This is a genomic window from Noviluteimonas lactosilytica, from assembly GCF_020866925.1.
GTDB classification, from domain to species: Bacteria; Pseudomonadota; Gammaproteobacteria; order Xanthomonadales; family Xanthomonadaceae; genus Noviluteimonas; species Noviluteimonas lactosilytica.
Window position 1 is genome coordinate 416,020 of the sequence record NZ_JAJGAK010000001.1, and the last position, 25,769, is coordinate 441,788.

Here is a 25,769-nt window from a genome sequence, read left to right on the forward strand (position 1 = left end):
CATGACTCCGTTCAGGGCACTGCGAAATTGGACTGGAGCATCACGACCGCGCGGCCGGCGCCCTGGCTGCGGGCGGTGATGCGATAGCGACTCTCGGTGCCGGAGCACGCGGCGTCGGGCGAGACGTCTTCGTGTTCGAGGCACGAGTTCTCGGTGGGCACGTTGTCGGCGAGCAGTTCGACGATGAACTGCGGACTCGCGGTCACGCCGCCGACGTCGACCGTCGCGGTGCGCGCGCCGGCCCACACGGCGGCGTCCTGCCAGCGCGGCGTGCCGGTGGCGAGGGGAATCGCGCAGAGGCCTGCGTTGCAACCGCTCGCGGGCAGCGCGGGCTTCGACGCGGCGAGTTGCTCGCCTTCGCGCAGTCCCGCTTCGGCGGCCTGGAAGCTGAGGCTGCGATCCATCATGTTCGCCGCCATCCGCTCTTCCATCAGCGTGCTGCGCAACGAAAACACTGCCAGCAACGACATCACCAGCAGCAGGATGAGCACCACGACCAACGCGATGCCGTGTTGATGGCGCGGCGCGGGGAGGGAATGGCGTTGGCGTGGTGTGTTCATGGGACTCGGTTCCGCAAGGTCACGGTGTGTTCGAGCGTGCGTTGCACGGCGTCGCCGCCTGCGTTCGCCTGCTCGCCCTGCAGGGTGAGCAGCACGCGCACGGCGATGACGCCGGTGCCCGCCCACTGCGCGGGGGTGATGGCGTCTGCGTCGGCATAAGCGGTCGCGCCGGCCACGAGGTATTGCAGCGACATGTCCTGCACGCCTTCGGCGATTTCCTGGCGCTGCACGGCGAGCACGCCGCCGGTGTTGACCACGGTGGCCTCGAACAGCGAAGGACGGCCGCGCGAATTCGTGCCGATGTACCAGCGGTGCATGCGCGCGCGGGCGATGACCGAATTCGGGCCGAACGCGTACTGCGCGCCGAGCGCGGACGAACAATCGGTCGGGAAGCCCAGGCCCTTGCTGCAGTTGCCCGGTACGTTCGCGCCGCCGTTGTTGTGGACGATCGTGTCGTTGATGCCCGGGTTCGCGTTGGTGACCTGCAGCAACACCGCGTGGTCGAAGTCGCAGACCATCACGATGTCGCCGATCGACAGGCCGTGGTTGATCGTGTTGACCTTGAACTGCGCCGACGGCGCGTTGTGCGACACGATCGTCACGCCGTCGTTGACCGCGGACTTCAACTCCATCGCGTCGGTGCCGTTGATGCGATCGCCGGTCGCGGTGCCGAAGGCCAGGCCCGGCATGGCGGTGGCGCCGTCGTAGCCCTGCAACGTGGTGTCGAAGTTCCACCACCAGTTGCTGGCCGGATTGCGCAGCACGTTGGCGGTGCGCAGGTGCGCTTCGCAGGCGTTGCCGGTGGCTTCGCGCATGTCGCGCGCCATCAGCTCGTACGCGGTGCGCACGGTTTCCTGCACGCGCCCGAGGTTTTCCGTCGTCTCGTAGACCTGCCGGTTGGAGAGGAACATCGCCAGCGCCGCAGCGGTGACGATCAGTCCCAGCACCAGCGACACCATCAACTCCACCAGCGTGAAGCCCGCCATCGCGCGCGGCGATGGTCCCCTGCCCGTCCGTGTGCGCATGTGTCCGTTCACAACATGGTCCTCGTGGTGACCTGCTGCTCGTCCTCGCCCCCGTGGGCGCGCGAGTCGTCCCATTGCACGGTGATCACGCAGGCCGCCGCGCCGCACGCGATCGTCCCGCACGCGCTCGGTCCGAGGACCTGCGCCTGCTGCATCGACTGGATCCAGTGCCGCAGGTCGTTGGCGACCAGGTCGCCCGTCGCGGGCGCGACGCACGTCTGCGGGATGTTGTAGGCGCCGGTGATCGCCGAGGCGCGGTTGGCGCGCATCGTGTCGAGGATCGCGTAGGTCTGTGCGGTGGCCTGGCTGCGTTCGAGCGCGCTCTGGCTGTTGCGCAGCGAGGTCAGCTGCATCGCGGCGATCCCGAGCAGGCCGAAGGCCAGCACGACGACGGCGACGAGCACTTCGACCAGGCCGACACCGCGCTGGTGGCGCTTCGACGACGTGGGCATTGCGCGATGGGCGTGCATGCGTGCGGTCCTTCTCATGGGTTCGCCGGCGTTGCGCACGCGCCGTTGGTGTTGGCGCGTTCGATCTCGAGCCGGCTGCCGTGGCCGAACTCGATGCGGCGGACGTTCTGGAGCGGGCGATTCGTCGGCAGGCACACGTCGATGCGCGCACTCAACATCGCGGAGCCCGCGAGGTTCCTCGCGAAGCCGTCGGCGTTGTAGGTCACGCGCACGCGGTTGGGCACGTTCGCGCTGGGCAGCACGCGGACCTTCGGCGGCACGGTGCTCTGTCGCAGGAGCGTGTCGGAGGCGACCTGGAAGGTCCCGTCCGAGTTGGCGTCGACGAAGGTGATCCAGCCGGTCGCGTCGGTTGCGTTCGCCGGCGCGCAGGTCGGCGCGGCGTCCTGCGCGTTGCGGCTCAGGCACAGGGCGGTGCGGTGGTTATAGCGGATGGCCTCCATCCGCGCGGTCTGCAGCGAGGCCAGCAGTTCGTTGGAGGCGGCGGCCAGGCGGCTGCCGTTGATCGTCGACTCGAAGCTCGGGACGGCGATGGCCAGCAGGATCGCGGCCACGACGACGCCGATCATCAACTCGATCAGGGTGAAACCGGTCGCGCGGCCGCGCCCGGCCGGACGCGCCATCGCGCGCCTGCTTCCATGCAGTCGTATCGACACGAGCTCCCCCACGGCTGCCTTCCCCCTAAGGCCAGCTGATGAGGTTTATTTAGCAGACGAGCGGTCCGAATGGGAAGACGGGCGGCAACCTTTGGTCGGAAAGGTGACCGAAAGCCCGCTCAAACCCTGAAAAAGATCACTCTGCGGGCGCCAGATCGCCATTTGTCGCCCCGACCGTCTGTCGGGTGCGGATGACCGTCCACCCGATCAGCGCCGCCGCCGCGGCACACCCGGCGCCCAGCACGAACGCCAGGTGATAGCCGGCGTTGATCGCATCGACGGTGGCCGCGCCGGTCGCCGCGACGCTCGAAGTCCGCGCCGCCGCGAGGCTCGCGAGCACCGCCAGGCCGAGCGCGCCGCCCATCATGAAAGACGTGTTGACCAGCCCCGACGCCAGGCCCGAGTCGGCCGGCGACACATCACTCATCGCCGCCAGCAAGACCGGGTTGAACGCGAGACCCGCGCCGATGCCGAGCAACAACATGCCGGGCAGCACGTGGACGACGAACGTGCCATCGACCGGCGCCATCGCGAACGACGCGAGCCCCGCGGCGGCGAGCAGCAATCCGATCGCGAGCGGCCCGCGGATCCCGAAGCGCATGACGATCTTCGCCGACAACCCGAGCGAGAACGCCGCCATGATCAGGTTCGCCGGCAGGAACGCGAGCCCGACCTGCATCGGCCCGTAACCGAGCACGAGTTGCATGTAGAGCGCCGAGAGAAAGAACCACGCGAACATCGCCGCGGCCCACAACACGCCGACCACGTTCGCCGTCGCGACATTGCGCAGGCGGAACAACCCCAGCGGCATCAGCGGTTCGCGCACGCGCGCTTCGATCGCGAGGAACATGCAGAGCAACACCAGCGCCGCCGCCAGCAGGCCGAGCGTGCGCGGCGATGTCCAACCGATCTCGTTGCCGCCGACGATCGCGTACACCGCGAGCATCATGCCGAGCGTCACCGTCACCGCGCCTGCGACATCGAGCTTGCCGCCCGCCGCGTGTCCGCTGCCGCCGGGCAACAGGCGCAGGCACAGCGCGAACACCAACGCACCGATCGGGATGTTGACCAGGAAGATCCAGTGCCAGTTGAGCGCACTCGTGAGCAGGCCGCCGAGCAACACGCCGACACTGCCGCCGCCCGCGCACACGAAGCCGTACACACCCATCGCCTTCGCGCGTTCGGCCGGTTCCTGGAACAGCATCATGATCAGCGACAGCGCGACCGCGGTGACGACCGCGCCGCCGAGACCCTGCACCGCGCGCGCGGCGATCAGCATGCCCTGCGACGTCGACAGACCGCACCACAACGACGCGAGCGTGAACAACACGATGCCCGCGAGGAACAAACGCCGGTGTCCGAACAGGTCGCCCAGGCGGCCGCCGAGCAACAGGAAGCCGCCGAAGGTGAGCAGGTACGCGTTGACGACCCAGACGAGCGAGGCGTCGTCGAACGCCAGGTCTTGCCGGATGGAAGGCAGCGCGACATTCACGATCGTCGAGTCGAGCACGATCATGAGCACGCCCATGCACAGCACGACGAGGGCGAACCAGCGGCGACGGGCATCGAGTTGCATGCGGTGTGTCCTGTGGGTGTCCGATAGGCGCGCGGTTACTGGCGCGACTGGTTGCGCGCGTCGTCGAAGACCTGCTTTTCGCGATCGCGCAGGTCTTCCGGGAACGCATCGCCGAAATCCTCGGCTTCGTACAGCGGGCGGATTTCGATATCCGAATCCTCCCCGGGCATCGGGTTCGGGCAACGCTTCACCCATTCGACCGCTTCTTCGAGCGAACGCACCTGCCACAGCCAGAAGCCTGCGACGAGTTCCTTGGTTTCGGCGAACGGACCGTCGGTCACCGTGCGTTGCTTGCCGGAGAAGCGCACGCGCGCGCCCTGCGACGACGGCTTGAGGCCATCGCCCGCCAGCAGGATGCCGGCCTTGGCGAGTTCCTCGTTGAAGGCGGTCATGTCGCGGAAGAGTTCTTCCGACGGCAGGGTGCCGGCTTCGGAGTTCGGGGTGGCTTTGACGAAGACCATGACGCGCATGATGTGCTCCTGTTGGTGGGTTACAGGCAGGACGACGAACGAGCGGGCCGCCGATCGACATCGGCCCGAAAAAAAACAGGGGTCAGAGTACCTTTTCGCGGAAAGGTACTCTGACCCCTGTTTTTATCGCCGACTTATTGCCAGACAAAAAAACGACGGCGGCCGAAGCCGCCGTCGCTGATGCTGCTTTGTCGCGAACCGATTACTCGGTCGGCGGGGCGCCAGCGGCGTCCGAAGCGGCCTGCGCGGTGCTCGACGGCGCCGGCTCCATCATCGTCGTGGCCGACGGGACGGTCGTGGCGTCGGTCGGCATCGCGGCCGTGGCCGGCATCGCCGGGGTCATCGGCTCGGTCGGCATCGTTTCAGCCGGGGCTTCGACGGTCGCCGGGGCCGGCGGCGCAGCGGCTTCGTCGGCGGGCTTGTTGCAGCCGACCAGGCCAACCGCGATCAGCGCGCCAAACGCCAGGGCGAGCTTCGTCTTGTGCATCGTGTTGCGCATGCGTCCTCCTCGTCCGGGCTTGGTGCCCGAGGGTGATCGAACTAGGAATACGGGAAACATCGTGATGACTGCGTGCCCGCTGTTCAGGGTCGCTTCCACCCATGCTCTGCCATGCAATCGTCGAACGCGTCCTCGCGGGGCTTCCCCGCTGCAAGGTCGCGCGTCTTCGCATCACACTGTGCCTGGGCCGTGTCGAAGGGCGTTGCGCCTTCGCCGGTCCAGCCGCGCTCGTGGGCGCAACCGGCGGCAAGGAACGCGAACACCACGACGGACAGCAAACGCAGGCGCATCGGCAGGGTCCGGGTGAATGGGGCGGCCGGCGCGCATCCTGCCGGAATACGCGGCGTTTGTAACCTCCCCCTCCCCTTAGCGGCCCGGCGTCGCGACGACCGGTGCGAACATCGCGTCGAACCGCGCGCGTTCGATCGCGCCGGCGCCCGGTTCCCGGCTGATGAACATCTCCTCGACGAAGCTGTCCATCCGCAACCCGACCGCGGCATACGCGGGGCGAATATCGAAGTCGCCGGTGCTTTCCACGGCCTGCGCAAGGAACGGGCGGAAGTCCGACCCGGTGAGCGCGTGCGCAATGCGCGCGATGTCGTCGAGGGTGTACGTGCGCCCCGGCGCGGCGAACTCGCGCATCATCGCCTGCAGCAATTCCGGCAGTCCGACGCGATCGTCGCTGCGCTTGCGCAGTTCGACATCCAGGGCCAGCGCGGCCAGGCTGCCGCCGCCGTACACGAGCTGGCGATTGGGCTGCTTGTTCAACCCCGCCTCGCGCACCGTCATGTCCAGGCCCTGCGCGTGGCGCGCGATCAGCGCGCGGCGCGGCACGTTCTCCAGGCGCTTGAACAACAGCGTTTCGTCGATCAGGCCGTTGCGCGCGAGCGTCGCGATGGTCAGGTAATCGGTCGCGCCTTCCTTGAACCACTCTTCGTTCGCATCCTTCGGCACCAGCGTCAGGCCATTCCAGAAGTGCAGCAGCTCGTGCGCCATCACGTAGCCCCAGATCACCTCGTTGCGCGCATCCGCGTCGCCCTGGATGAAGAGGCTGAAGCTGCTCGCGAATGCGCCGCCGTCGCCGCTCGGATCTTCGTTGATCACGATGAGATAGCGCTTCGCGCGCGGCGGACCACCGAACAGGCGCAGGTAGCTGTCGAGTTGCGTGCGCAGCAAGCGCTCGAAGCGATCGCGCGCGGGCACGTAGCGCTTGCCGAGCACGAGCGTCAGTTCCACCCCGCCGGCTTCGAAGGTGTTCGTCGCCGCCGTGCCGAGGAACAACGCGTTGCTGGTCAGTTCGCGCCGCGAAGCGACGTCGAAGGTCGTGCCGGAGGCATCGATCGGCGTCCACGGCGTGCGCGCACGCCAGCCCTCCGGCAAGTCGAACGTCACGCGGATCGGCCCCGCATACGGCGCATCGCCGTCGGCGAAGAACAGCGCCGCGCCGGTGAGCATCACGCCTTCGTCGGTGCGATAGCCGACTTCCTCCGCGCCCGCGGGCCACGCGTACTGCTCGTGCGTCAGGTTCACCGTGTAGTCCAGGTGCAGTCGGCGTCCGCCCTGCACTTCGAAGTCGCCTTCGCCGAGGTTCTTCAGCGCGACCGGTTTGCCCGCGGCATCGGTGACGCGCATGCCGTCGACCAGGTCGGCCTGTCCGTTCGCCAGGCCTTCGACCGGCATGACGTTGAACATCGCGAGCACGCCGCTTTCCTGCCAGACATCGGCGACGACGTGCGCACGCGATGCCTTCGCATCGACGCTCACGCGATAGGTGTTGGGCTGGCCATCGCCCTTCGCGGGCTCGGCGGCGGAAGCGGCAGTGCCGGCGCACGCCAACGCGGCGGCGAGCAACAGGCGGAAGAGCTGCGTGCGAAAGCGCATGGTCGGCGGCGTGTCCGTTCGGTCGGGTTCCTGCAGCGGATACCGCGCCCGGCGCGCCGGTTGCACGCCCTCACCGGTCGGGATCGACGAGCGTCTCCGTTCCCAGCACGCGACGCACCGCCAGCGATTCCCACAGGGCGACGATCAGCAGCACCGAATTCGCGAGCAGGGCCAGCTCGAGCGGCGTCACCTCGTGCGTCCACGCAGGCCAGGCCAGCAGGGCCATGAAGGCCAAACCCGTCAGGTGCGACAACGGCGGCATGCGCCGATCGTTGGTGATCCACTTGAACAACGCATTGCCGAGCACGTAGACGGTCGGCCCGCCGAGCACGACCGCAAGGCCGAGGCCCTTCGCATGTTCGGGATGCGCGATCACGATCTCGTCGGCGACCGCGCAGAAAATGATGCCGGCGACGATCACCGCATGCGCGTACGTCCATGCCGAACGCGCTTCGCGCCCCGGGTCGCGCGCATGTTCGATGCGTTCGGTGGCGCGCTTCACGCCGGTGTCGAAGTAGATCCACCACATCAGGATCGTGCCGAGCACGGCGTTGGCGAAGCCGATCGACGTCGGCGCGTCCCACGTGCGTTCGGCGAAGGTCATGCCGGTGACGAGCAGCGATTCGCCGAGCGCGATGATCACGAACAACGCGCAGCGCTCCGACAGGTGCGAGCCTTCGACGTCCCATTCCTCGATCGACGAACGCCCGAGCCCCGGCACCCAGAAGAACGCCATCGGCCCCAGCGTTTCGATCGCCAACGCGAGCAGCCACCACGCGAAGCGCGCGTCGTGCGTGTTCAGGCTGCCGATGATCCAGCAGGTCGCGCCGATCGAATACCACACGAGGATGCGCTGGAAGTTGCGCCGTCGCTGCACGTCTTCGTGGCGCACCGCCCACAGGAAGAACAGCGTGCGCCCGATCTGCAGCGTCGCGAACGACAGCGCGAACAACAATCCGCGCGAATCGAACGCCTTCGGAATGGCCACCGACATGCCGAGCCCCGCGAGCATCAGCGCGAGCAATGCGACGCGCACGGGGATGCGTTCCGGGTCGAGCCAGTTGGTCACCCACGAGGTGCTGATCCACACCCACCACACCGCGAGCAGCAGCAGCCCGACGCGCGCAAGGCCGGTCAGCGTGAGGTCGGCGAGCAATGAATGCGAGAGCTGGGTGACGGCGAAGACGAAGACGAGGTCGAAAAACAGCTCGATCGTCCCCACCTTGCCGCTGTCGCGCCCGCCCCGTGTACGCAGCAGCGAAAGGCGGGACGGGGTGCGACGGGCCATCGATCGGGCTCTGCATCGGAAGGTGCGCCGATCATGCCGCACAATCCCCCTCGAACGGAGTCAACGCATGGCCGCCACCGATTTCCCCCGCCGCACGCTCGGCCGCAACGGCCCGACCGTTTCCGCCCTGGGCCTGGGCTGCATGGGCATGTCGGACTTCTACGGGCCGAGCGAGGAAGCGACCAACCTCGCGACGCTGCACCACGCGCTCGACATCGGCATCGATTTCCTTGACACCGCCGACATGTACGGCGTCGGCGAGAACGAACGCCTGCTGGGCAAGGTGCTGCGCAAGCGCCGCGACGAGGTCGTGCTCGCGACCAAGTTCGGCAACGTGCGTGCGCCCGACGGCCGCTTCCTGCGCATCGACGGCAGCCCCGAATACGTGCGCGAAGCGTGCGATGCGAGCCTGCAACGGCTCGGCGTCGACCACATCGATCTGTATTACCAGCATCGCGTGGATCGCAGCGTGCCGATCGAAGAGATCGTCGGCGCGATGGCCGAACTCGTGCAGGCGGGCAAGGTGCGCCATCTCGGATTGTCGGAGGCGTCGGCGGCGACGATCCGCCGCGCCGCGAACGTGCATCCGATCGCCGCGCTGCAGAGCGAGTACTCGTTGTGGTCGCGCGATGTCGAAGACGAGATCCTGCCGACGCTGCGCGAACTCGGCATCGGCTTCGTCGCGTACAGCCCGCTCGGCCGCGGCTTCCTCACCGGCAAGATCGCCGACGCCCACGCACTCGCCGACGACGACTGGCGCAGGCAGAACCCGCGTTTCCAGGACGGCAACGTCGAAGCCAACCGCACGCTCGTCGATGCGGTGACCGAGCTGGCGACCGCGCGCGGCGCCACGCCCGCGCAGCTCGCGCTCGCATGGTTGCTGCACCGGGGTGAGGACATCGTGCCTATTCCCGGCACGCGCAAGCCTGCGCGACTCGACGAGAACGCCGCCGCCGCGCGCATCCGCCTGGATGCGGCGGAACTCCAGCGCATCGACGATGTGCTCGCGACGCACGCCGTCGCCGGCACGCGCTATCCGGCCGCCGGGATGAACTCGGTCAATGCGTGACGCAGACGCAAGCGCGCGGCTCGCCGATTGGTTGCATGCGCATCCGCGCGTGTTCGTGCTGACCGGCGCGGGATGCAGCACCGCGTCGGGCATTCCCGACTATCGCGATCGCGACGGTGCGTGGAAGCGTTCGCCACCGGTGACGTACCAGGCGTTCGTGCGCGAACCCGCGACGCGCGCGCGGTACTGGGCCCGCAGCCACGCGGGCTGGCCGATGGTGGCGCGCGCCCGACCGAACGCCGCACACCACGCGCTCGCGCTTCTCGAGCGCGACGGCCGCATCGGCAAGCTCGTCACCCAGAACGTCGACGGCCTGCACCAGCGCGCGGGCAGCCGCGACGTGATCGACCTGCACGGACGCATCGACGCGGTGCGTTGCCTCGCATGCGGCGCGACGTCGACGCGCGACGACGTGCAAGCGCAGCTGGCCGCGCGCAACCCCGAATGGATGCACGCGGTCGACGCCGCCATCGCACCCGACGGCGACGCGGACCTCGATGCGATCGACACGTCGACCTTCATCGCCCCGCATTGCGACGCCTGCGAAGGCCTGCTGAAACCCGACGTCGTGTTCTTCGGCGAGAACGTGCCGCGCGATCGTGTGTTCGAAGCCCAATCCGCGTTGCACGCGAGCGACGCGATGCTGGTCGTCGGTTCTTCGTTGATGGTGTATTCGGGCTACCGCTTCGCGCTGCTGGCCCGCGAGGCCGGCCTGCCGCTGGCGATCCTCACCGCGGGCGCAACGCGCGCCGATGCGCTCGCCACCATGAAGCTCGACGCCGAAAGCGGAGAAACGCTTTCCAACGCATTGGAAACCCTGGGGATTCCCCGGGAAGCCGCGAGCGCATAGGCCGCTCCGGCCCATGACTTACGACCTAGACAAACTGGTCTAGACAAACCGGTCTAGCAGGCGTAGCGTGCCGTGCCATGACCGATCGCAAGCCCACCGCCGCCGAACTCGACCTGCTCCGCACGCTCTGGCGCCTCGGACCTTCCACCGTGAAGGACGTGCACCAGGCGATGCAGGAGGAGAAGTCCACCGCCACCTACGCCAACGTGCTGCGCCTGATGCAGGTCATGCACGGCAAGGGCCTGTTGCTGCGCGACGAAAGCCAGCGTTCGCACATCTATGCGGCGGCACAGGAACAGGACGCGCTGCAGACGCACCTGCTCAACGACTTCATCCAGAAGGCCTTCGCCGGTTCGGGCAAGGGGCTCGTGCTCGCGGCGCTCAACGCGCACGTGACCGATTCCGAGCGCGAGGAGATCCGGCGCCTGCTCGACGAACCGCACGACGACGAGGAATCTCGCAATGCCTGAGTCCTTCGACCTGTTGATTCCCGGGATCGGCCAGGCGCTGCTCCACTTCACGTGGCAGGGCGCGGTCATCGGGCTGCTCGCCGCCATCGCACTGCGCGGTGCGCGCCACGCGAAGGCGCAGGTGCGCTATGCGATCGGATGCGTCGCATTGCTCGCCTGTGCAGTCGCGCCGGTGCTCACCGTCGCGGTGCAATTCATCGACGCGGCACCGGTTGCGTCTGTCGACTTCGCGAGTTTGAACGACGCCGGCGCCGTGTCGCTTGCCGGCAACGACGCATCGTCCGACTGGCACGCGCGGCTCGCCGCATGGCAGCCGCTGATCGTCGCGCTCTGGGCCGCGGGCGCGAGCGTGTTCTGCATGCGCACGCTGTTCGGCGTCGCGTGGGTCCGCCGCATGCGCATCGCGCCGCAGCCGCCGTTGCAGGCGCGCTGGCAGGCGACGCTCGATCGCCTCAGTGAAAAGTTCGGCGTGCGCGACGTCGCGCTGCGCCTGGTCGACTCGCTCGATTCGCCGGTGGCCGCCGGTTGCTTGCGCCCGGTCGTGTTGCTGCCGATGTCGGTCGCGCTGCGCATGCCCGTCGAACTCGTCGAGGCCTTGCTCGCGCACGAACTCGCGCACGTGCGTCGCCACGACTATCTCGTGAACCTGCTGCAGCGCGCGGTCGAAGCGCTGCTGTTCTACCACCCCGTCACCTGGTGGTTGTCGCACCGCATCCGCGTCGAGCGCGAACTCGTCGCCGACGCACTCGCGGCCGACGCCATCGGCGATGCGCGCCGGCTCGCCGTCGCACTCGCCACGTTGTCCGATCTCACCTCGCGTCGCCCCGCCCTTCCCCATCTCGCGCATGCCGCCCACGGAGGCCACCTGATGTCCCGCATCCAGCAACTCGTCCGCCCGCAGGCGGGTTCCAGAAAGTCGCGCCATGGCCTGCCGGCCGGACGCGTTGCGCTCCCGTTGATCGGCGTCGCCGCGGCCTGCATCGCGTTCTACGCGCAAGCCCAGATCGGCAAGAACGATGTCGTGACGATCGCTGCAATGCCGGTCGTGGCCGCGACGCCCGCGGTTGCACCGGTCGCCGCGCCCTCCGCTATCGCCGCGCCTGCGGCGGCGCCCGCGACGCCGGCGGTGTCCGCGACCCCCGCCGTCGCGCCGACGCCACTCGTGCAAGCCGCGCCGCTCGCGCAGAAGAGCATCCACAAGTTCGGCGACGATCACGACGCGTGGGCCATCGTGCGCAAGGGCACGGATGGTTACTCGATGTCCGGTTCCACCGACGACCTGGACGAAATCGACGCCGCCAAGCGCAGCCTGACGCGCGATTTCATCTGGTTCCGCCGCGACGGCAAGGCCTACGTGATCGACGATCCGTCGATCGTCGCCCGCGCGCAGGATGCGTGGAAGGACACCGAGGCGATGGGCCAGAAGATGTCCAAGCTCGGCAAGGAGATGGACGTGCACGGCAAGAAGATGGAGAAGCTCGGCAAGCAGATGGAAGCGCTGGCCGAACTCCACCGTCCCTCGCCCGAGATGATGGCGGCGCAGAAGCAGATGGGCGCGCTCGCGCAGCAGCAACAGGAAATCGCGGGCCGCCAGCAACTGTTGGCGATGAAGCAGCGCAAGGCCGGCGACGCCGCCGAAGAGCGCAAGCTCGACGCCGAGATGGACAAGCTCGGCGCCGAAATGGACGCGCTCGGCAACCAGATGGAAGCGCAGGGCGAGATCCTCGAGCGCGAATCGAAGAAGCTCGAAGCGAACAGCGCGCCGATGGAAAACCTCGGCAAGCAGATGGAAGTCGCCTCCGCCCCGATGAACGCCCTCGGCGACGAGATGGGCGAGATGGGCAAGCAGCAGGAACGCCTTGCCAAGAAAGCGCAGCGCGATCTCGACGCGCTGATCGCCGAAGGCATGCAGAAGGGGTTGGCGAAGCCGGCGCCGGGTGCGCGCTCCGCGCAGTAAGACAACAAAACGCCGCACGAAAAAAAACGCCAGCCGCGAGGCTGGCGTTTTTCATTACCGCGGGTTCGACGATTAGGCGCGCGAGTCGCGTCGACCGCCCTGCTTGTTGTTGCCACGACCGTCGCGCGAACCATGCTGCTTCGGACCGGCATGCGCGTGACGCGGCTGCGCCTGCGCCGGCTTGCCGTGCGGACGATGGCCGCGCTGCGGACGCTGCGGCGGACGCGGGCCACGCTTCTGGTCGAACGGCGCACTGTCGGAACGCACCGCGCGCGTCGGCTCGAAGCCACGCACGACTTCCGTCTCGACGTCCGCCTTCAGCATGCGCTGGATCTGGCGCAGCAAGTGCGCTTCGTCCGGCGACACCAGCGACAGCGCTTCGCCGCTCGCGCCGTTGCGGCCGGTGCGGCCGATGCGGTGCACGTAGTCTTCCGCGACCATCGGCAGATCGTGGTTGATCACCAGCGGCAGGTTGGGGATGTCGAGGCCGCGCGCGGCGACGTCCGTCGCCACCAGCACGCGCGCCTTGCCCGACTTGAACTCGTTGAGCGCACGCTGGCGCGCGGCCTGGCTCTTGTTGCCGTGGATCGCGACCGCCGACAGGCCCGCTTCGACCAACTGTTCGGCCAGGCGATTGCAGCCGTGCTTGGTCTTGCCGAACACCAGCACCTGCTCGGTGTGGCGCTTGGCGAGGATGTCGATCAGCAGTTCGCGCTTGCGCGGACCGTCGACCGGATGCGCGCGATGCACGATGGTTTCGGCGATCGTGTTGTTCGCCGCGACCTGCACCTGCACCGGGTTGCGCATGAACTCGAGCGCGAGCGCCTTGATCTGCGATTCGAACGTCGCCGAGAACAACAGCGTCTGGCGATTCGCCGGCACGCGGTTGAGCACGCGCTTGATCGCGGGCAGGAAGCCCATGTCGAGCATGCGGTCGGCTTCGTCGAGCACGAGCAGTTCGACGGCGTCGAGCTTGGCGCTGCCGCGCTCGAGGTGGTCGAGCAAACGACCCGGGCACGCGACGAGGATGTCGACGCCGCGACGGAACGCGTCGATCTGCGGCTGCATGCCGGCGCCGCCGAAGATCGTGGTCACGTTGAGGCGCAGGTGGCGGCCGTAGGCCTTGAGGCTGTCGCCGACCTGCACCGCGAGTTCGCGCGTCGGCACGAGGATCAGCGCGCGCGGCTTGCGCGGGCCGTTGCCGGCCGGCTTGCCTTCGGCCAGCTTCTGCAGCAGCGGCAAACCGAACGCGGCGGTCTTGCCGGTGCCGGTCTGCGCGCCGCCGAGCACGTCCTGCCCGGCGAGGACGAGCGGAATCGCGTCGGCCTGGATCGGCGTGGGCGTGGTGTAGCCGTTATCGGCGAGCGCGCGCAGCAGCGCGGGCGCGAGCCCGAGGGTTTCGAACGTCATTGGTGGAGCTCCGATGTGGAAGCACGCCTGCATGCGGCGTGCACTCGAAGCTTTCCCTGGAACCGCGCTGTCGAGTCTTTTTGTGCGCCCCGGCAGGAAGCCGGCGCGTGTCGCGCGACGAAAGAGGTACGGGGTTGGTCTGGGACCAAAGGGCCGGGAAAACGCTACGGCCGTGCGCGAGCGGGGCGCAGTCTAGCACGAGACGCTGAATGGCGGGCCATAAAAAAGCGGCGCCCCGAGGGACGCCGCTTTGAAAACCCGGTTCTGACGCCGGGTTGATATCGCTTACTGGTACTTGTTGGTGCCGATGGTCAGCGAGTAGTTCGAACGACGCAGGATGTCGCGCTCGATCTTCGTCGACCAGCCGGTCAGCGTGAACGGCGTACGCGTCTTGGTGCCCAGGCGCGTGTAGTTGCCGTACGACAGGTTGCCGCTGTGGGTCACGTAGCGGGTGCCGTCGTTGTAGACCACGCCCGTCGCCGAGTTGTAGCGGATGGTGTTGTTGGTCACCTTCAGCGTCGAAATGCCGTTGGTGCCGATGCCCAGGCTGCCGTTGCGCTCGATCGTGGACGAGGTGATCGTCACGTTGGTCGTGCGCTTCCAGATGTTCAGGCCGTACTTGGCGTTGTTGTTCAAGCGGCAGTTCTGGATCAACACGTTGGTGCAGCTACCGCCTTCATCCGGCTCGATGTCGATGCCGCACTCGGGCGAGGTGCCCTTGGTGTAGCTGAACTCGGAGTCGTAGACGCGGACGTAGGAGCACTGCGTGAGCGAGAGGCCCTGGCGGCGGTTGTTGGTGGAGACGATGTTCGCGATCACCAGGTCGTAGGCGCTGCCGCCGACGCAGACGCCGTCGCCCGTGCACTTGGACACGCGCAGGTCGCGGATGGTGATGCGCTTGGCGCTGCCACCGACCGAGATGCCGTGGCCCCATTCGTGCGTGCCCGAACCGAAGCGGTGCGTGTCGCGGTCGCCGACGAGTTGGCCGCCTGCGATTTCGACGTCCGTATCGCTGCTGATGCGGATGATGTAGTAGCGCGAAAGCCCGTTGGTCTTCGCCTTCAGGATCGTGCCCGGCTCCATCTTGAGCAGCATCTTGCTGCGCGTGTTGATCGACTTGGAAACGTCGATCATGTACGTGCCGGCCGGGATGTACACCGTTCCGCCGGTCGAGGGCAGCGAGTTGATTGCGGCCTGGATCGCCGCGGTGTCGTCGTGGCTGCCGTTACCGAGCGCACCGTAGTTCTTGACGTTGCGATAGGTCGTACCGCGGGCGCGGGTAGGCGGCGTCGTAAGCGCGAATGCGGGCATCGACACACCGCCGATGACGAGCGGCGCGGCGAGGACCAGCGAGTTGCGGAGGAATTCGCGACGAGGCATTCCTGCCCCGTGCACGGCGTGCACGAGATTCGTATCGTTCAAGGCTTAGGCCCCTTTCGTTGGCGATCGGCAAGTGCGGCTTCGAAAAAAACAGCGGCCGATCAAGTCAATGGAAAGTTACGCAGCAATCACGGTGGAGCGTTCGATCTATGCGTCGACGTCTCGTGATGGCGTGGAGGGACTGTAACCGCTCCCGTCGGGTTTTCACCCACTCGTCACCGCACTCCCACACATTCGGACGCGATTTGCGCATTCACGTTGCGTATTGTTCAGATGCATCAAAGCGACAGCGGAAAACAAGGGGTTTTTTTAACGTTGCGATAACGTTTCGATGCTTCTGCAGAGTTCCATTCGCGATTATGCAGAGTTCGCACCGACGCATTCAGTCGCAAATGGACGCTGTTGCGCGGCGCAACAAACGTGCCGACCTCATCACACGGCCGCTGCACGCGCAGTGTCACGTTCACTCACAAGCCGTTGCCGACACTCCCCCGGGTCCGCATGCGTCTTCATCGACTCAACTGCATCAGCACGCGACTGCCCGGCGGGCGGTTGCTCCATGGCGACGCCGCGACGCCGGGGCTGTGCACGAGCCATTGCCTGCTCGTGGACACCGGCGACGGCCTGGTGCTGGTCGATACGGGCCTGGGTCTCGGCGACGTGCTCGATCCGGAGCAGCGCCTCGCGCCCATCGTGCGCTCGCTGCTGAAGCCCGACCTGCGCGCCGAGATGACCGCGCTGCGCCAGATCGAACGGATGGGCTTCCGCTCCGACGACGTGCGCGACATCGTGCTGACCCACCTGGACTTCGACCAGGCCGGCGGCCTCGACGATTTCCCGCGCGCCCGCGTCCACCTGCTCGCGCGCGAACACGACCACGCGCTCTCGCAGCGCGGCTGGGGCGCGAAGCAGCGGTATCGGCCGTCGCAATGGTCCACGCGCAATCGCTGGGTCGCCTACGACCGCATGTCGATCGCGCCGTGGCTGGGCCTGTCGTGCGTGCGCGAACTGAGCGGCGTGCCCGAAGGCATCGTGCTCGTGCCCCTGCCCGGCCACACGCCGGGCCATTGCGGCGTGGCGGTGCGCGCCGACGATCGCTGGTATCTGCACGCGGGCGACGCGTATTGCGACGCGCGCGAACTCGACGCCGATCCGCAGTGCGGTTTCGGCATGCGCGTGTATCAATCGATGACGCAATCCAACGCGCGCGCACGCCTCGCGACGCAGCGCGTATTGCGCAAGCTGCACGCCGATCACCCGGACGTGATCATCTCCTGCACGCACGACGCGCGTGAGTTCGAGCGCCTCGCCGGCCGCCCCGCGAATGCGTTGCCCGATCCGGTGGCGACCTCCGCCGTCGACGATCCCTACACCCGCAAGATCGTGCGCGCGCCGCGCGACGTCACGCTCGCACCGCGCAGCGTGCCGGGCATCGAAGTGGTCGATCACGAAGGCGATCCCGGGTTCGACTTCGACGCACTGGCGCAATCCGCGATCGACCCGCCATCGCCTCCGAGGGCGTGATGGCGGCGAGGAAAAGCGTCGCTCGATCGCTCCGCATCGCGACGTTCAACGTCAACGGCATCCGATCGCGCCTGCCGCACCTGCTCCAATGGCTGGCGAAGGAACAGCCCGACATCGCGTGCCTGCAGGAATTGAAGGCGGTCGACGAAGGTTTCCCGATCGATGCGATCCGGGACGCGGGTTACGGCGCGCTGTGGCACGGCCAGCGGTCCTGGAACGGCGTGGCGATCCTCGCGCGTGGCGGCGATCCGATCGAAAGCCGCCGCGGTTTGCCCGGCGCGCGCGACGACGTGCAATCGCGTTACCTGGAAGCCGCCGCGCACGGCGTGCTCGTCGGTTGCCTCTACCTGCCGAACGGGAATCCGCAGCCGGGGCCGAAGTTCGACTACAAGCTCGCGTGGTTCGACCGCTTCCTCAAGCATGCGCAGGGCTTGTTCGACAGCGGCCACCCCGTCGTGCTCGCCGGAGACTACAACGTCGTGCCCACCGACGAACTCGACATCTACGATCCGAAGCACTGGAAGAAGGACGCGCTGCTGCAACCCGAAAGCCGCGATCGCTACGCCGCCCTCCTCGACCAGGGTTGGACCGACGCGTTGCGCACGCGCTTCCCCGACGAGAAGGTCTTCACGTTCTGGGATTACTTCCGCAACCACTGGCCGCGCAACGCGGGCCTGCGCATCGATCACCTGCTATTGAGCCGCGACCTCGCACCGAAGCTGCGCGGCGCCGGTGTCGATCGCTGGGTGCGCGACTTGCCGAGCGCGAGCGACCACGCGCCGACGTGGGTCGAGCTGGGCCCGAAGCGCGCAGCGAAGAAACAGGGGTCAGAGCACCCTTCTCGGGAAAAAGGTGCTCTGACCCCTGTTTCTGCTCCCAGGAAGGCGCGCGCCGTCAAGAAGGCGCGCGCCTGACAGCGATCACTTCAACTCGATCTCGCGCAGCAACTCCTCGCCCAGCAACTGGCGCATCACGACGCGCTTGCCCGAAGCCTCGTCGGCCTCGCGATAAGTGAGCTTGGTGACCTTCTGCTGGATCGGCTGCATCTTCTCGAACATGCCGTCGAGCGTGGCCATGTTCGGATAGGTCACGACGAGATACAGGTCCGGCTCCTGCGGGGTTTTCGGCGCCGCGCTGAAGACCGCGTAGCTCAGCACGTACCCGGCCTTCTTGGCCTCTTCCATCACCGGCTTCCAGTTCTTCGACAGGTAATCCATGTAGTTCTCGAACTGCCCGTCGACCACCCGGATGGACGAGACGTTGGTCACCGGGCCTTCGGACCACGCGCGGTCCTGGGCGACGGCAGGGGCAGCGAGCGACAGCAACAGCAGCCCGGCAGCGAGCCAGGCGATGCGGCGTTTCATGGGCCTCACTCCTCGAATCCGATACCCCTGACGCTCAGCGTGAACGCGGGTCACCGGCCGTGGCGGACAGCGCGCGCGGTGAGTTCAGCCGAACGGCAACGGATGCTCCCTGAGCAGGGAGCGGAGATTGGCCAGCTTCACCCGGGCTTCCATCGTGAGCGCCAGGCCGCCGTCGGGGGTGCGTTCGACCAGGCCCATTCCCGCGAGCGTCTCGACATGTTCGTCGGCGGGGACCTCCCCGCCCTCGAGCGCTTCCAACAGGAACAGGTAGTCGAAGTCCAAGTCTTGACTCTTCATACCGTGGGCAAGAGTAGCGGGCACCGCCGTGAAAAGACTTTCACGATTCGCGTCACATGCGTCGCTTCATCGCGATTTCACCGCGCAGGTTCGACCTTCGCCAATGCAACGGAACGCACGGACTTATTCGATGATCAGCGCCGCCGACATCCTCGCCGCCCGCATCCTCGTCGTCGACGACGACCTCGATGCGCTGCGCACGCTCGAACAGAGCCTGACATCGGCGGGCTACAGCACGCTGACCTGCACGACCGATCCGCGCCGCGTCGCCGCGCTGCACGCCGAGCACGATTTCGACGCGATCCTGCTCGACGTGCTGATGCCCGGCATGGACGGCTTCGAAGTGATGGAAGCGCTCAAGCCCGGCGAGCGCGGCGGTTACCTGCCCGTGCTCGCGCTGACCGCCGAACCGGGTCATCGGACCCAGGCGTTGCGATACGGCGCCAAGGATTTCCTGCGCAAGCCGTTCGATCCGGAAGAACTGTTGCTGCGCGTGCGCAACCTGGTCGAAGTGCGGCTGCTGTACAAGGACGCGGCCTCCGCGGTGTCGATCGACCGGGCGGTCGCGGCCGCCTGAGGGCGGCACGATGGCGGAAACCAGCTGCGGCATCCTGTTGTACCGACGCGATCCCGACGGACTGCGCGTGCTGCTCACCCATCCCGGCGGACCGTTCTGGCGCAATCGCGACGATGGCGCGTGGACGATCCCGAAAGGCGGCCCCGACGGCGACGAATGCCACGAAGCCACGGCGATGCGCGAGTTCGAGGAGGAACTCGGCAAGCCGGTCGACGGTGCATTGACGCCACTCGGCATGATCCGCCAGAAGGGCGGCAAGCGCGTGCATGCGTTCGCCGTCGAAGGCGACTTCGATGTCGCCAAGGTGCGCAGCAACCTGTTCGCCTGCGAATGGCCGCCGAAGAGCGGACGCGTGCAGGCCTTCCCGGAAGTCGATCGCGCCGAATGGTTCACGCTCGAACAGGCGCGCACGAAACTGCTCGCGTCGCAGTGCGACTTGCTGGATCGACTGGACGCCTTGCTGCGCGAGACTACTTGAGGCCGGCGAGGAAGGCCTCGGTGCGCCGCAACGCTTCCGCGCCTTCCGCGGAATCGAGATCGAACTGGTATTCGTGCGGCAATGCGGGCGCGTGGTCGCGCGGCCAGAACAGCACGTCGACCGGCACGCCCTGCGCGCGCAACTGGTCGGCCATCAAGTACGAATGCGCCTGCAGCGGATCGTCGTTGCCGACGCTGATGAACGCCGGCGGGAAATCCTTCGTCACGAAGCGCGCGACCGAATAGCCCGCCACGCGCGGATCGCTGCGGAAATCCTTGCGGCCCATGTAGGCCCACATCACCGAGCGGATGAACCACGAAGGCTCGCCGCCGTCCTGCGGGATCGTGAGCTGCGCGTCGAACGGACCGCAGAACAGCACCGCGCCGACCAGGCGCGCGGGATCGATCGATGGGCGGATCGACAGGTCGCGCGCGTACTTCGGCGAGGTCACGATGTTGGCGAGTTGCGCGGCGATCTGCGCGCCCGCCGAATCGCCGGCCAGCACGAAGCGATCGCGCGAGAGGCCGTAGCGCGGCGCGTTCGCGGACAACCATCCGAGTGCGCGGTTCGCCTGCTCCACCGGCACCGGGTAGTGCGCATCCGGCGCGCGCGTGTATTCGATGCCGACGACGCCGTACCCCTTCGACGCGAGGATGCGCAGGTAGTTGGCGATCTCTTCCTTCTTGCCGGCGACGTGGCCGCCGCCGTGGATCCAGACGATCGTCGTGCGCGGCACGGCGCCCTGCGGGTGGAAGATGTCGAGCTTCGCGTCGCGATCGGTCGCGTCGTATTGCACGTCGCGCGCTTCGGCGAGGCCCTGCTTCGGCACGTGCGGCGCGAGCTTGCGCGCGATCGTGCGTCCGCCTGCATCGAACACCGTGCGGATCACGTACGTCGAGGGCCATGGCGAAACATTCGCCCACACGAGCAACGCAACCGCGAGCGCGACGAGCAACACCAATGCGCGCAGCACCCAGCGCCATCGACTGCGTGTCGGCCTGTCCTTCGGCATCCCCTGCTCCCCTTCAACGCAACTGGCTGTCCTTGCTCCCGCGACGGTTGTATCCGCTGTACGCCTGCTCTTCCGCGTCGTGCGCTTCCTGGCACGGCACGCACAGATGCACCCCGGGCACCGCGACGCGGCGCGCTTCCGGGATCGCCGCCCCGCATTCCTCGCATGCTTCCAGTGACGGCCCGGTGGGCATGCGGCTACGCACGCGCTGGATCCCGTCCTTCACGGTCGCATCGATCTGTTCGTTGACGGCGTTGTCGCCCGCCCAACCGGTGGCCATGGCGAATCTCCTTCGCGAAAACCGGCACAGCTTACGCGCGGTCCCATGAATGCCACGCGCCCGTGATCGCCGCGTAACGATGGCGGGTGCATCTTCACGCCTCCCCCACGCGTGGAGCCCCTGCCAATGGCCGTTCCGTTCATGCCTGCCGGATACCACTCCCTGACGCCGTCCGTCGTCGTCGACGATGCGAAGAAGGCGATGGATTTCTACAGCACCGCGTTCGGCGCCAAGGAAACCTTCCGCATGCCGATGGGCGACAAGATCGCGCACGCGGAGATGGATATCGACGGGTCGCGTTTCATGCTCTCCGACGAATTCCCCGAATGGGGCGCGCTCTCGCCCAAGTCGCGCGGCGGCGCGACCGGCGGGATGCTGATCTACGTCAAGGACGCCGATGCGTCGATCGACCGCGCGGTGAAAGCCGGCGCCACCGTCGTGCAACCCGCCGAAGACCAGTTCTGGGGCGATCGCATGGGCACGGTCGTCGATCCCTTCGGCCACAAGTGGATGCTGGGCACGCACAAGGAAGAGGTGAGCCCCGAGGAGATGCAGCGTCGCGGCGACGCCTGGATCAAGGAAATGGAGCAGATGGGCAGGCAGTGAGCCTGCGCATTCATCCACGACCCCTCCCCTGCACCGCCGGGGAGGGGTTAATTTTTTTGAACGCCACCCCTTAAACCAACGCACGCATCCCGGAATCCATCCCCTCGAACTTTTCGACCGGGGGTATTTCCAGATGCAGTCCAGGGTGCGCGGAGTCGCGCTGTGCGTGGCCATGTTGCCGTTGTGTATTTCCCACGCGCTCGCGCAGGATGCTGCGCCGCCGCAAGCCGCGCCCGTCGCGGACGTCGAGGCCTCGCGCACCTTCACCCCCGACGACTTCAAGCGCTTCGCGCCGGTCAACGCGCTCGACATGCTCGAGCAGGTGCCGGGCTTCGTGATCCGCCAGCAGGTGGTCGAACGCGGCCTCGGCCAGGCCACCGGCAACGTGCTGATCAACGGCCAGCGCCTCTCCGCGAAGTCGAGCGACGTGCTCAGCCAGCTATCGCGCATTCCCGCCGGCAACGTCGTGCGCATCGAACTCGTCGACGGCGCGACGCTGCAGATCTCCGGCCTCTCGGGCCAGGTCGCCAACATCGTCACCAAGGCCGCGGGCGTGAGCGGCCAGTGGGAATGGCGACCGGACTGGCGTTCGTACTACACCAACCCGCAGCTCACGCGCGGCAACGTGTCGGTCAGCGGCACGAAGGGCCGCATGGACTGGACGGTCGGCTTCACCAACAACGCCAACCACAGCGGCGCGGGCGGCCCGACCGTGATCTACAACGCCGACGGCACCGTGCGCGAAACGCGCCAGGACGAATGGACCGGCGAGTTCGACGCGCCCACGCTCAGCACCGAACTCGCGTGGACCGGCGCGACCGGAAGCAAGGCGAACTTCCATGGGAACTACCAGAAGGTCTACTTCGATTACGTCGAGAACGGCGTGCATGCCGGCGATCCCGCGTTGCCCGATCGCTACCACACCGTGCTCGGCGAAGAAGGCGGACACAACTACGAGCTCGGCGGCGACTACGAGTTCGCGCTCGGCGTCGGCCGGTTGAAGCTGATCGCGCTCGATCGCTTCACGCGCACGCCGTTCACCGACACCGAATACATCGAATATCTCGACGGCTCGCTGCCGCGCGACGGCGCGCAGTTCTCGCGCAAGGGCGACGAGAAGGAACGCATCGCGCGCACCGAATATCGCTGGAAGGGCTGGGGCGGCGACCTGCAGGTGTCGGGCGAGTACGCGTTCAACAGCCTCGACAGCACCGCGATCCTCTCCTTCCTCGACGCGGACGGCGTGTTCCAGCCCGTGCCCCTGCCCGGCGCCGATGCGACGGTCGAAGAAGACCGCTACGAAGTCATGGGCACGTACGGCCGCGAGTTGACCGAGGCGTTGCAGCTGCAGGTGAGCGCGGGCGGCGAGTACTCGCAGATCGCACAGGTCGGCGCGGGCGGACTGACGCGCACGTTCACGCGGCCCAAGGGCTTCGTGTCGCTGGCGTGGAAGCAATCGCCGAAGGTGGACTGGAACTTCAAGCTCGAACGCCGCGTCGGCCAGCTCGACTTCTACGACTTCCTCGCGTCGGTGAACCTGCAGGACAACCAGTCGAACGCCGGCAACCCCGACCTCGTGCCGCCGCAGACGTGGGAACTCTCGTTCGAAGGCAACCGCAATCTCGGCGCGTGGGGCTCGACCACGTTGCGCGTGTACGGCCAGCGCATCGACGACATCATCGACACGATCCCGATCGGCGAATTCGGCCAGAGTCCGGGCAACATCGACCAGGCGACGGTGTACGGCTTCGAATGGAAGGGCACGTTCAACCTGGATCCGATCGGCTGGAAGGGCGCGAAGATCGATACGCGCTGGGCCATGGAAGAGAGCGAGGTCGAAGATCCGCTCACGTTCGAGAAGCGCCCGATCAGCAACAACCTGCAATCGGAGGCCTCCGTCAGCCTGCGCCACGACATCCCCGACACCGACTGGGCGTGGGGCGGCGCCGTCGACTATAGCTACTACGAGCAGGACTATCGCCTGACCGAAGTCGGCCGCCAGTGGGAAGGCCCGATCTGGGCGAACCTGTTCGTCGAGAACAAGAACGTGCTCGGCATGACGGTGCGCTTCACCGCCTCGAACCTCGCCGATGCGATGTCGATGTGGGACCGCACGGTGTTCGCCGACCGCCGTACGGGCCCCATCGACTTCCACGAGATGCGCAACCGGAAGATCGGGCCGATCTTCCAGGTCACGTTCACGGGCAAGTTCTGAGCTAGGCCGCCTTGCTGCAGTCGGCGTCCATGTCCTCGAGCTGGCGCACTTCGCACTCGACGTTCCATTCGTCGCCGTGCACTTCGAGGAAGCGATTGGTCAGGGCGATCGCTTCCTCCATCGAATCGGCCTTGAGGATCGCGTAGCCGCCGATCACTTCGCGCGCTTCGGCGAACGGCCCGTCGGTGCGGCTGAACTTGCCGTGGTTGTTGCGCAGGCGCACGCCTTCGTGCGTCGGGCGCAGGCCGGCGGTGTCGACCAGCGCGCCCTTGGCGCTGAACTCCTGGATGAGCTTGCCCATTTCGGCCATCAGCCGCTCGCTGGGGACCTGTCCGGTGTTCTCGGCGACGCGGACCATGGAGAGGAAACGCATGGTGATGCTCCTTGTTGGTTGGATGGGAACCGGGCCTGTTCCGCCCGCTTCACCCATCACGACGAACGAAGGACCCGCCGATCGACATCACCCGCGAATTTTTTTCCAGACCGCCCGGATGGCCGCCACGCTGCGCTCGGCGTCCTCCCCGCTGGTCGCCCAGTTGGACACCGAGATGCGCATGGCCGCCTTGCCCTGCCAGTTGGTGCCGCTGAGCCAGCAGGTGCCGTCTTCCTGCACGCCGCTCACGACGCGGCGGGTCATCTCGTCGTCGTCCCCGAAGCGCACGAGCACCTGGTTGAGCACGACGTCGTTGAGGATCTGCACGCCCTGCTCTTCCGCCAGGCCCGCGGCCATCTGTCGCGCGCGTGCGCACAGGCGATCGACGAGATCGGCGACGCCCGCGCGGCCGAGCGCGCGCAGGTTCGCGTAGACCGGCACGCCGCGCGCGCGGCGGGAGAAGTCGGGGACCCAGTCGACGGCGTCGCGTTCGGCGCCCTGGGTCTGGATCAGGTAGGCGGCCGAACTGGTCATCGCCGCGCGATGATCCTCGCGCGATTTCACCAGCGCGACGCCGCTGTCGTACGGCACGTTCAACCACTTGTGCGCATCGGTCGCCCACGAATCGGCGAGTTCGATGCCGTCGGCCAGGTCGCGCGTGCGTGCGTTCGCGCTCGTACGCGCCCACAGGCCGAACGCGCCGTCGACGTGCAACCACGCGCCCTTCGCATTGCAGGCCTCGCCGATCTCGCGCAGCGGATCGAACGCGCCGGTGTTCACGTTGCCGGCCTGCGCGCAGACGATCGTCGGACCCTCGAGCGTGTCGAGCAACGCGCGCAGCTTGTCGGGCTTCATGCGGCCCTGCGCATCGGACTCGACGCGCTGGACGCACTTCGTTCCCATGCCGAGGTAACGCAGCGCGACGTCGATGGTGATGTGCGATTCGGCGGACGCGACGACGTTGATGCGCGGCGCGCCCTGCAGGCCGTCGGCTTCGACATCCCAGCCGACGCGGCGCAGCACGCCATGACGCGCAGCGGCCAGGCACGTCAGGTTGGCCATCTGGCAACCGGTGACGAAGCCGACGCCGGATTCGCGCGGCAGGTCGAAGAGGTCGAGCAACCAATCGCCCGCGACTTCCTCCATCACCGCGACCATCGGCGAGATCACGTAGATGCCCGCGTTCTGGTCCCACGTCGACACGAGCCAGTCTGCCGCGAGCGACACCGGCGTCGCGCCACCGATCACGAAGCCGAAGTAACGCGGCGAGTTGCATGCGGTCGCGCCGCGCAGCGCTTGCGCGGCGAGCAGGTCGATGACGGATTCGGGCGATTCGCCGTCCTGCGCCAGCGGCGTGCGGAATGCCGCGATCAGTTCATCGCGCGATGCGGTGGATCCGACCCGGCGCGTCGGCAAGGCATGCAGGTAATCGAGCGCGTGCGCCCGGGCGCGGGCGAGGATGGCGTCGTAGCGATCGTCGGTCAT

The 25,769-nt window shown here is 67.4% G+C and carries 28 protein-coding genes; 10 read left to right on the forward strand and 18 right to left on the reverse strand.

Annotation, left to right across the window (positions count from 1 at the left end):
- Positions 1-11: 11 nt before the first annotated feature.
- The 10 genes from LK996_RS01990 to LK996_RS02035 all read right to left on the reverse strand — a co-directional run bounded on the left by LK996_RS01990 (position 12) and on the right by LK996_RS02035 (position 8,422).
- A complete protein-coding gene (locus LK996_RS01990; RefSeq protein ID WP_230525502.1) occupies positions 12-560 on the reverse strand; it encodes a pilus assembly PilX family protein in 549 nt (182 codons plus the stop codon).
- Positions 557-1,585, reverse strand: coding sequence for a PilW family protein (locus tag LK996_RS01995; protein WP_230525503.1), 1,029 nt, complete (start codon positions 1,583-1,585; stop codon positions 557-559). Before LK996_RS01995 ends, LK996_RS01990 begins: the two co-directional genes overlap by 4 nt.
- An 8-nt stretch (positions 1,586-1,593) precedes the next feature.
- Complete coding sequence (gene pilV / locus LK996_RS02000; protein ID WP_230525504.1) at positions 1,594-2,055, reverse strand: type IV pilus modification protein PilV; 462 nt, start codon at positions 2,053-2,055, stop codon at positions 1,594-1,596.
- Between the two features lie 14 nt (positions 2,056-2,069).
- A complete protein-coding gene (locus tag LK996_RS02005; RefSeq protein WP_230525505.1) occupies positions 2,070-2,675 on the reverse strand; it encodes a GspH/FimT family pseudopilin in 606 nt (201 codons plus the stop codon).
- Between the two features lie 169 nt (positions 2,676-2,844).
- Complete coding sequence (locus LK996_RS02010; RefSeq protein WP_230525506.1) at positions 2,845-4,284, reverse strand: DHA2 family efflux MFS transporter permease subunit; 1,440 nt, start codon at positions 4,282-4,284, stop codon at positions 2,845-2,847.
- 35 nt (positions 4,285-4,319) lie between these two features.
- The gene (locus LK996_RS02015; protein WP_230525507.1) at positions 4,320-4,754 is read right to left on the reverse strand and encodes a YciI family protein; all 435 of its coding nucleotides are present in this window, start codon (positions 4,752-4,754) and stop codon (positions 4,320-4,322) included.
- A gap of 202 nt (positions 4,755-4,956) precedes the next feature.
- Positions 4,957-5,253 carry a hypothetical protein gene (locus LK996_RS02020; RefSeq protein ID WP_230525508.1) on the reverse strand — a complete coding sequence of 99 codons (297 nt, stop codon included), beginning with the start codon at positions 5,251-5,253 and terminating at the stop codon, positions 4,957-4,959.
- A gap of 83 nt (positions 5,254-5,336) precedes the next feature.
- Complete coding sequence (locus LK996_RS02025) at positions 5,337-5,543, reverse strand: hypothetical protein (protein ID WP_230525509.1); 207 nt, start codon at positions 5,541-5,543, stop codon at positions 5,337-5,339.
- Between the two features lie 76 nt (positions 5,544-5,619).
- Positions 5,620-7,134 carry a M61 family metallopeptidase gene (locus LK996_RS02030; protein ID WP_230525510.1) on the reverse strand — a complete coding sequence of 505 codons (1,515 nt, stop codon included), beginning with the start codon at positions 7,132-7,134 and terminating at the stop codon, positions 5,620-5,622.
- A gap of 70 nt (positions 7,135-7,204) precedes the next feature.
- On the reverse strand, positions 7,205-8,422 hold the full coding sequence (locus LK996_RS02035; protein WP_230525511.1) for a low temperature requirement protein A: 1,218 nt from the start codon (positions 8,420-8,422) through the stop codon (positions 7,205-7,207).
- Positions 8,423-8,489: 67 nt separating this feature from the next.
- Between LK996_RS02035 and LK996_RS02040 the strand changes: the two genes are divergently transcribed.
- From LK996_RS02040 to LK996_RS02055, 4 genes are all read left to right on the forward strand, one after another.
- On the forward strand, positions 8,490-9,491 hold the full coding sequence (locus LK996_RS02040) for an aldo/keto reductase (RefSeq protein ID WP_230525512.1): 1,002 nt from the start codon (positions 8,490-8,492) through the stop codon (positions 9,489-9,491).
- Entirely contained in the window at positions 9,484-10,341 is an 858-nt protein-coding gene (locus LK996_RS02045; protein ID WP_230525513.1) for an NAD-dependent protein deacetylase, read from the forward strand. Before LK996_RS02040 ends, LK996_RS02045 begins: the two co-directional genes overlap by 8 nt.
- A gap of 77 nt (positions 10,342-10,418) precedes the next feature.
- Positions 10,419-10,811, forward strand: coding sequence for a BlaI/MecI/CopY family transcriptional regulator (locus LK996_RS02050; protein WP_230525514.1), 393 nt, complete (start codon positions 10,419-10,421; stop codon positions 10,809-10,811).
- Complete coding sequence (locus LK996_RS02055; RefSeq protein ID WP_230525515.1) at positions 10,804-12,768, forward strand: M56 family metallopeptidase; 1,965 nt, start codon at positions 10,804-10,806, stop codon at positions 12,766-12,768. Before LK996_RS02050 ends, LK996_RS02055 begins: the two co-directional genes overlap by 8 nt.
- Positions 12,769-12,840: 72 nt before the next feature.
- Here LK996_RS02055 and LK996_RS02060 read toward each other — a convergent pair whose 3' ends face one another.
- Positions 12,841-14,178, reverse strand: coding sequence for a DEAD/DEAH box helicase (locus LK996_RS02060; protein ID WP_230525516.1), 1,338 nt, complete (start codon positions 14,176-14,178; stop codon positions 12,841-12,843).
- Positions 14,179-14,463: 285 nt separating this feature from the next.
- Positions 14,464-15,558, reverse strand: coding sequence for a right-handed parallel beta-helix repeat-containing protein (locus LK996_RS02065; RefSeq protein ID WP_230525517.1), 1,095 nt, complete (start codon positions 15,556-15,558; stop codon positions 14,464-14,466).
- Positions 15,559-16,059: 501 nt separating this feature from the next.
- Between LK996_RS02065 and LK996_RS02070 the strand changes: the two genes are divergently transcribed.
- Together LK996_RS02070 and LK996_RS02075 are read left to right on the forward strand one after the other, a co-directional pair.
- Positions 16,060-17,082: an MBL fold metallo-hydrolase gene (locus LK996_RS02070; RefSeq protein WP_230525518.1), complete on the forward strand. Its 1,023-nt coding sequence runs from the start codon at positions 16,060-16,062 to the stop codon at positions 17,080-17,082.
- Positions 17,082-17,996: an exodeoxyribonuclease III gene (locus tag LK996_RS02075; RefSeq protein WP_230525519.1), complete on the forward strand. Its 915-nt coding sequence runs from the start codon at positions 17,082-17,084 to the stop codon at positions 17,994-17,996. Before LK996_RS02070 ends, LK996_RS02075 begins: the two co-directional genes overlap by 1 nt.
- 6 nt (positions 17,997-18,002) lie before the next feature.
- Here LK996_RS02075 and LK996_RS02080 read toward each other — a convergent pair whose 3' ends face one another.
- Positions 18,003-18,446 carry a hypothetical protein gene (locus LK996_RS02080; RefSeq protein WP_230525520.1) on the reverse strand — a complete coding sequence of 148 codons (444 nt, stop codon included), beginning with the start codon at positions 18,444-18,446 and terminating at the stop codon, positions 18,003-18,005.
- Positions 18,447-18,530: 84 nt separating this feature from the next.
- The gene (locus LK996_RS02085) at positions 18,531-18,728 is read right to left on the reverse strand and encodes a hypothetical protein (RefSeq protein WP_230525521.1); all 198 of its coding nucleotides are present in this window, start codon (positions 18,726-18,728) and stop codon (positions 18,531-18,533) included.
- A 145-nt stretch (positions 18,729-18,873) separates the two neighbouring features.
- Between LK996_RS02085 and LK996_RS02090 the strand changes: the two genes are divergently transcribed.
- Both LK996_RS02090 and LK996_RS02095 read left to right on the forward strand, forming a co-directional pair.
- The gene (locus tag LK996_RS02090; RefSeq protein ID WP_230525522.1) at positions 18,874-19,320 is read left to right on the forward strand and encodes a response regulator; all 447 of its coding nucleotides are present in this window, start codon (positions 18,874-18,876) and stop codon (positions 19,318-19,320) included.
- A gap of 10 nt (positions 19,321-19,330) precedes the next feature.
- Positions 19,331-19,798 (forward strand): NUDIX hydrolase, encoded by a 468-nt coding sequence (locus LK996_RS02095; RefSeq protein WP_230525523.1) that lies wholly within the window; start codon positions 19,331-19,333, stop codon positions 19,796-19,798.
- On the opposite strand, the gene LK996_RS02100 is transcribed toward LK996_RS02095, so the two are convergent.
- Together LK996_RS02100 and LK996_RS02105 are read right to left on the reverse strand one after the other, a co-directional pair.
- On the reverse strand, positions 19,791-20,810 hold the full coding sequence (locus tag LK996_RS02100; RefSeq protein WP_230525524.1) for an alpha/beta hydrolase: 1,020 nt from the start codon (positions 20,808-20,810) through the stop codon (positions 19,791-19,793). The two genes, LK996_RS02095 and LK996_RS02100, sit on opposite strands and share 8 nt — an antisense overlap.
- 13 nt (positions 20,811-20,823) lie before the next feature.
- A complete protein-coding gene (locus LK996_RS02105) occupies positions 20,824-21,090 on the reverse strand; it encodes a DksA/TraR family C4-type zinc finger protein (protein WP_230525525.1) in 267 nt (88 codons plus the stop codon).
- 126 nt (positions 21,091-21,216) lie between these two features.
- On the opposite strand from LK996_RS02105, the gene LK996_RS02110 reads away from it, so the two are divergent.
- Entirely contained in the window at positions 21,217-21,696 is a 480-nt protein-coding gene (locus tag LK996_RS02110) for a VOC family protein (protein WP_230525526.1), read from the forward strand.
- 172 nt (positions 21,697-21,868) lie between these two features.
- Positions 21,869-23,911, forward strand: coding sequence for a TonB-dependent receptor plug domain-containing protein (locus LK996_RS02115; protein WP_230526805.1), 2,043 nt, complete (start codon positions 21,869-21,871; stop codon positions 23,909-23,911).
- A gap of 1 nt (position 23,912) precedes the next feature.
- Here LK996_RS02115 and LK996_RS02120 read toward each other — a convergent pair whose 3' ends face one another.
- Both LK996_RS02120 and LK996_RS02125 read right to left on the reverse strand, forming a co-directional pair.
- Entirely contained in the window at positions 23,913-24,284 is a 372-nt protein-coding gene (locus LK996_RS02120; RefSeq protein ID WP_230525527.1) for a YciI family protein, read from the reverse strand.
- Positions 24,285-24,371: 87 nt separating this feature from the next.
- Positions 24,372-25,769: a pyridoxal phosphate-dependent decarboxylase family protein gene (locus LK996_RS02125; protein WP_230525528.1), complete on the reverse strand. Its 1,398-nt coding sequence runs from the start codon at positions 25,767-25,769 to the stop codon at positions 24,372-24,374.

Bases quoted from the DNA above. Each gene is read 5' to 3' on its own strand.
- LK996_RS01990 (WP_230525502.1), bottom strand. From the start codon at position 560: ATGAACACACCACGCCAACGCCATTCCCTCCCCGCGCCGCGCCATCAA.
- LK996_RS01995 (WP_230525503.1), bottom strand. From the start codon at position 1,585: ATGCGCACACGGACGGGCAGGGGACCATCGCCGCGCGCGATGGCGGGC.
- pilV (WP_230525504.1), bottom strand. From the start codon at position 2,055: ATGCACGCCCATCGCGCAATGCCCACGTCGTCGAAGCGCCACCAGCGC.
- LK996_RS02005 (WP_230525505.1), bottom strand. From the start codon at position 2,675: ATGGCGCGTCCGGCCGGGCGCGGCCGCGCGACCGGTTTCACCCTGATC.
- LK996_RS02010 (WP_230525506.1), bottom strand. From the start codon at position 4,284: ATGCAACTCGATGCCCGTCGCCGCTGGTTCGCCCTCGTCGTGCTGTGC.
- LK996_RS02015 (WP_230525507.1), bottom strand. From the start codon at position 4,754: ATGCGCGTCATGGTCTTCGTCAAAGCCACCCCGAACTCCGAAGCCGGC.
- LK996_RS02020 (WP_230525508.1), bottom strand. From the start codon at position 5,253: ATGCGCAACACGATGCACAAGACGAAGCTCGCCCTGGCGTTTGGCGCG.
- LK996_RS02025 (WP_230525509.1), bottom strand. From the start codon at position 5,543: ATGCGCCTGCGTTTGCTGTCCGTCGTGGTGTTCGCGTTCCTTGCCGCC.
- LK996_RS02030 (WP_230525510.1), bottom strand. From the start codon at position 7,134: ATGCGCTTTCGCACGCAGCTCTTCCGCCTGTTGCTCGCCGCCGCGTTG.
- LK996_RS02035 (WP_230525511.1), bottom strand. From the start codon at position 8,422: ATGGCCCGTCGCACCCCGTCCCGCCTTTCGCTGCTGCGTACACGGGGC.
- LK996_RS02040 (WP_230525512.1), top strand. From the start codon at position 8,490: ATGGCCGCCACCGATTTCCCCCGCCGCACGCTCGGCCGCAACGGCCCG.
- LK996_RS02045 (WP_230525513.1), top strand. From the start codon at position 9,484: ATGCGTGACGCAGACGCAAGCGCGCGGCTCGCCGATTGGTTGCATGCG.
- LK996_RS02050 (WP_230525514.1), top strand. From the start codon at position 10,419: ATGACCGATCGCAAGCCCACCGCCGCCGAACTCGACCTGCTCCGCACG.
- LK996_RS02055 (WP_230525515.1), top strand. From the start codon at position 10,804: ATGCCTGAGTCCTTCGACCTGTTGATTCCCGGGATCGGCCAGGCGCTG.
- LK996_RS02060 (WP_230525516.1), bottom strand. From the start codon at position 14,178: ATGACGTTCGAAACCCTCGGGCTCGCGCCCGCGCTGCTGCGCGCGCTC.
- LK996_RS02065 (WP_230525517.1), bottom strand. From the start codon at position 15,558: ATGCCTCGTCGCGAATTCCTCCGCAACTCGCTGGTCCTCGCCGCGCCG.
- LK996_RS02070 (WP_230525518.1), top strand. From the start codon at position 16,060: ATGCGTCTTCATCGACTCAACTGCATCAGCACGCGACTGCCCGGCGGG.
- LK996_RS02075 (WP_230525519.1), top strand. From the start codon at position 17,082: ATGGCGGCGAGGAAAAGCGTCGCTCGATCGCTCCGCATCGCGACGTTC.
- LK996_RS02080 (WP_230525520.1), bottom strand. From the start codon at position 18,446: ATGAAACGCCGCATCGCCTGGCTCGCTGCCGGGCTGCTGTTGCTGTCG.
- LK996_RS02090 (WP_230525522.1), top strand. From the start codon at position 18,874: ATGATCAGCGCCGCCGACATCCTCGCCGCCCGCATCCTCGTCGTCGAC.
- LK996_RS02095 (WP_230525523.1), top strand. From the start codon at position 19,331: ATGGCGGAAACCAGCTGCGGCATCCTGTTGTACCGACGCGATCCCGAC.
- LK996_RS02100 (WP_230525524.1), bottom strand. From the start codon at position 20,810: ATGCCGAAGGACAGGCCGACACGCAGTCGATGGCGCTGGGTGCTGCGC.
- LK996_RS02105 (WP_230525525.1), bottom strand. From the start codon at position 21,090: ATGGCCACCGGTTGGGCGGGCGACAACGCCGTCAACGAACAGATCGAT.
- LK996_RS02110 (WP_230525526.1), top strand. From the start codon at position 21,217: ATGGCCGTTCCGTTCATGCCTGCCGGATACCACTCCCTGACGCCGTCC.
- LK996_RS02115 (WP_230526805.1), top strand. From the start codon at position 21,869: ATGTTGCCGTTGTGTATTTCCCACGCGCTCGCGCAGGATGCTGCGCCG.
- LK996_RS02120 (WP_230525527.1), bottom strand. From the start codon at position 24,284: ATGCGTTTCCTCTCCATGGTCCGCGTCGCCGAGAACACCGGACAGGTC.
- LK996_RS02125 (WP_230525528.1), bottom strand. From the start codon at position 25,769: ATGACCGACGATCGCTACGACGCCATCCTCGCCCGCGCCCGGGCGCAC.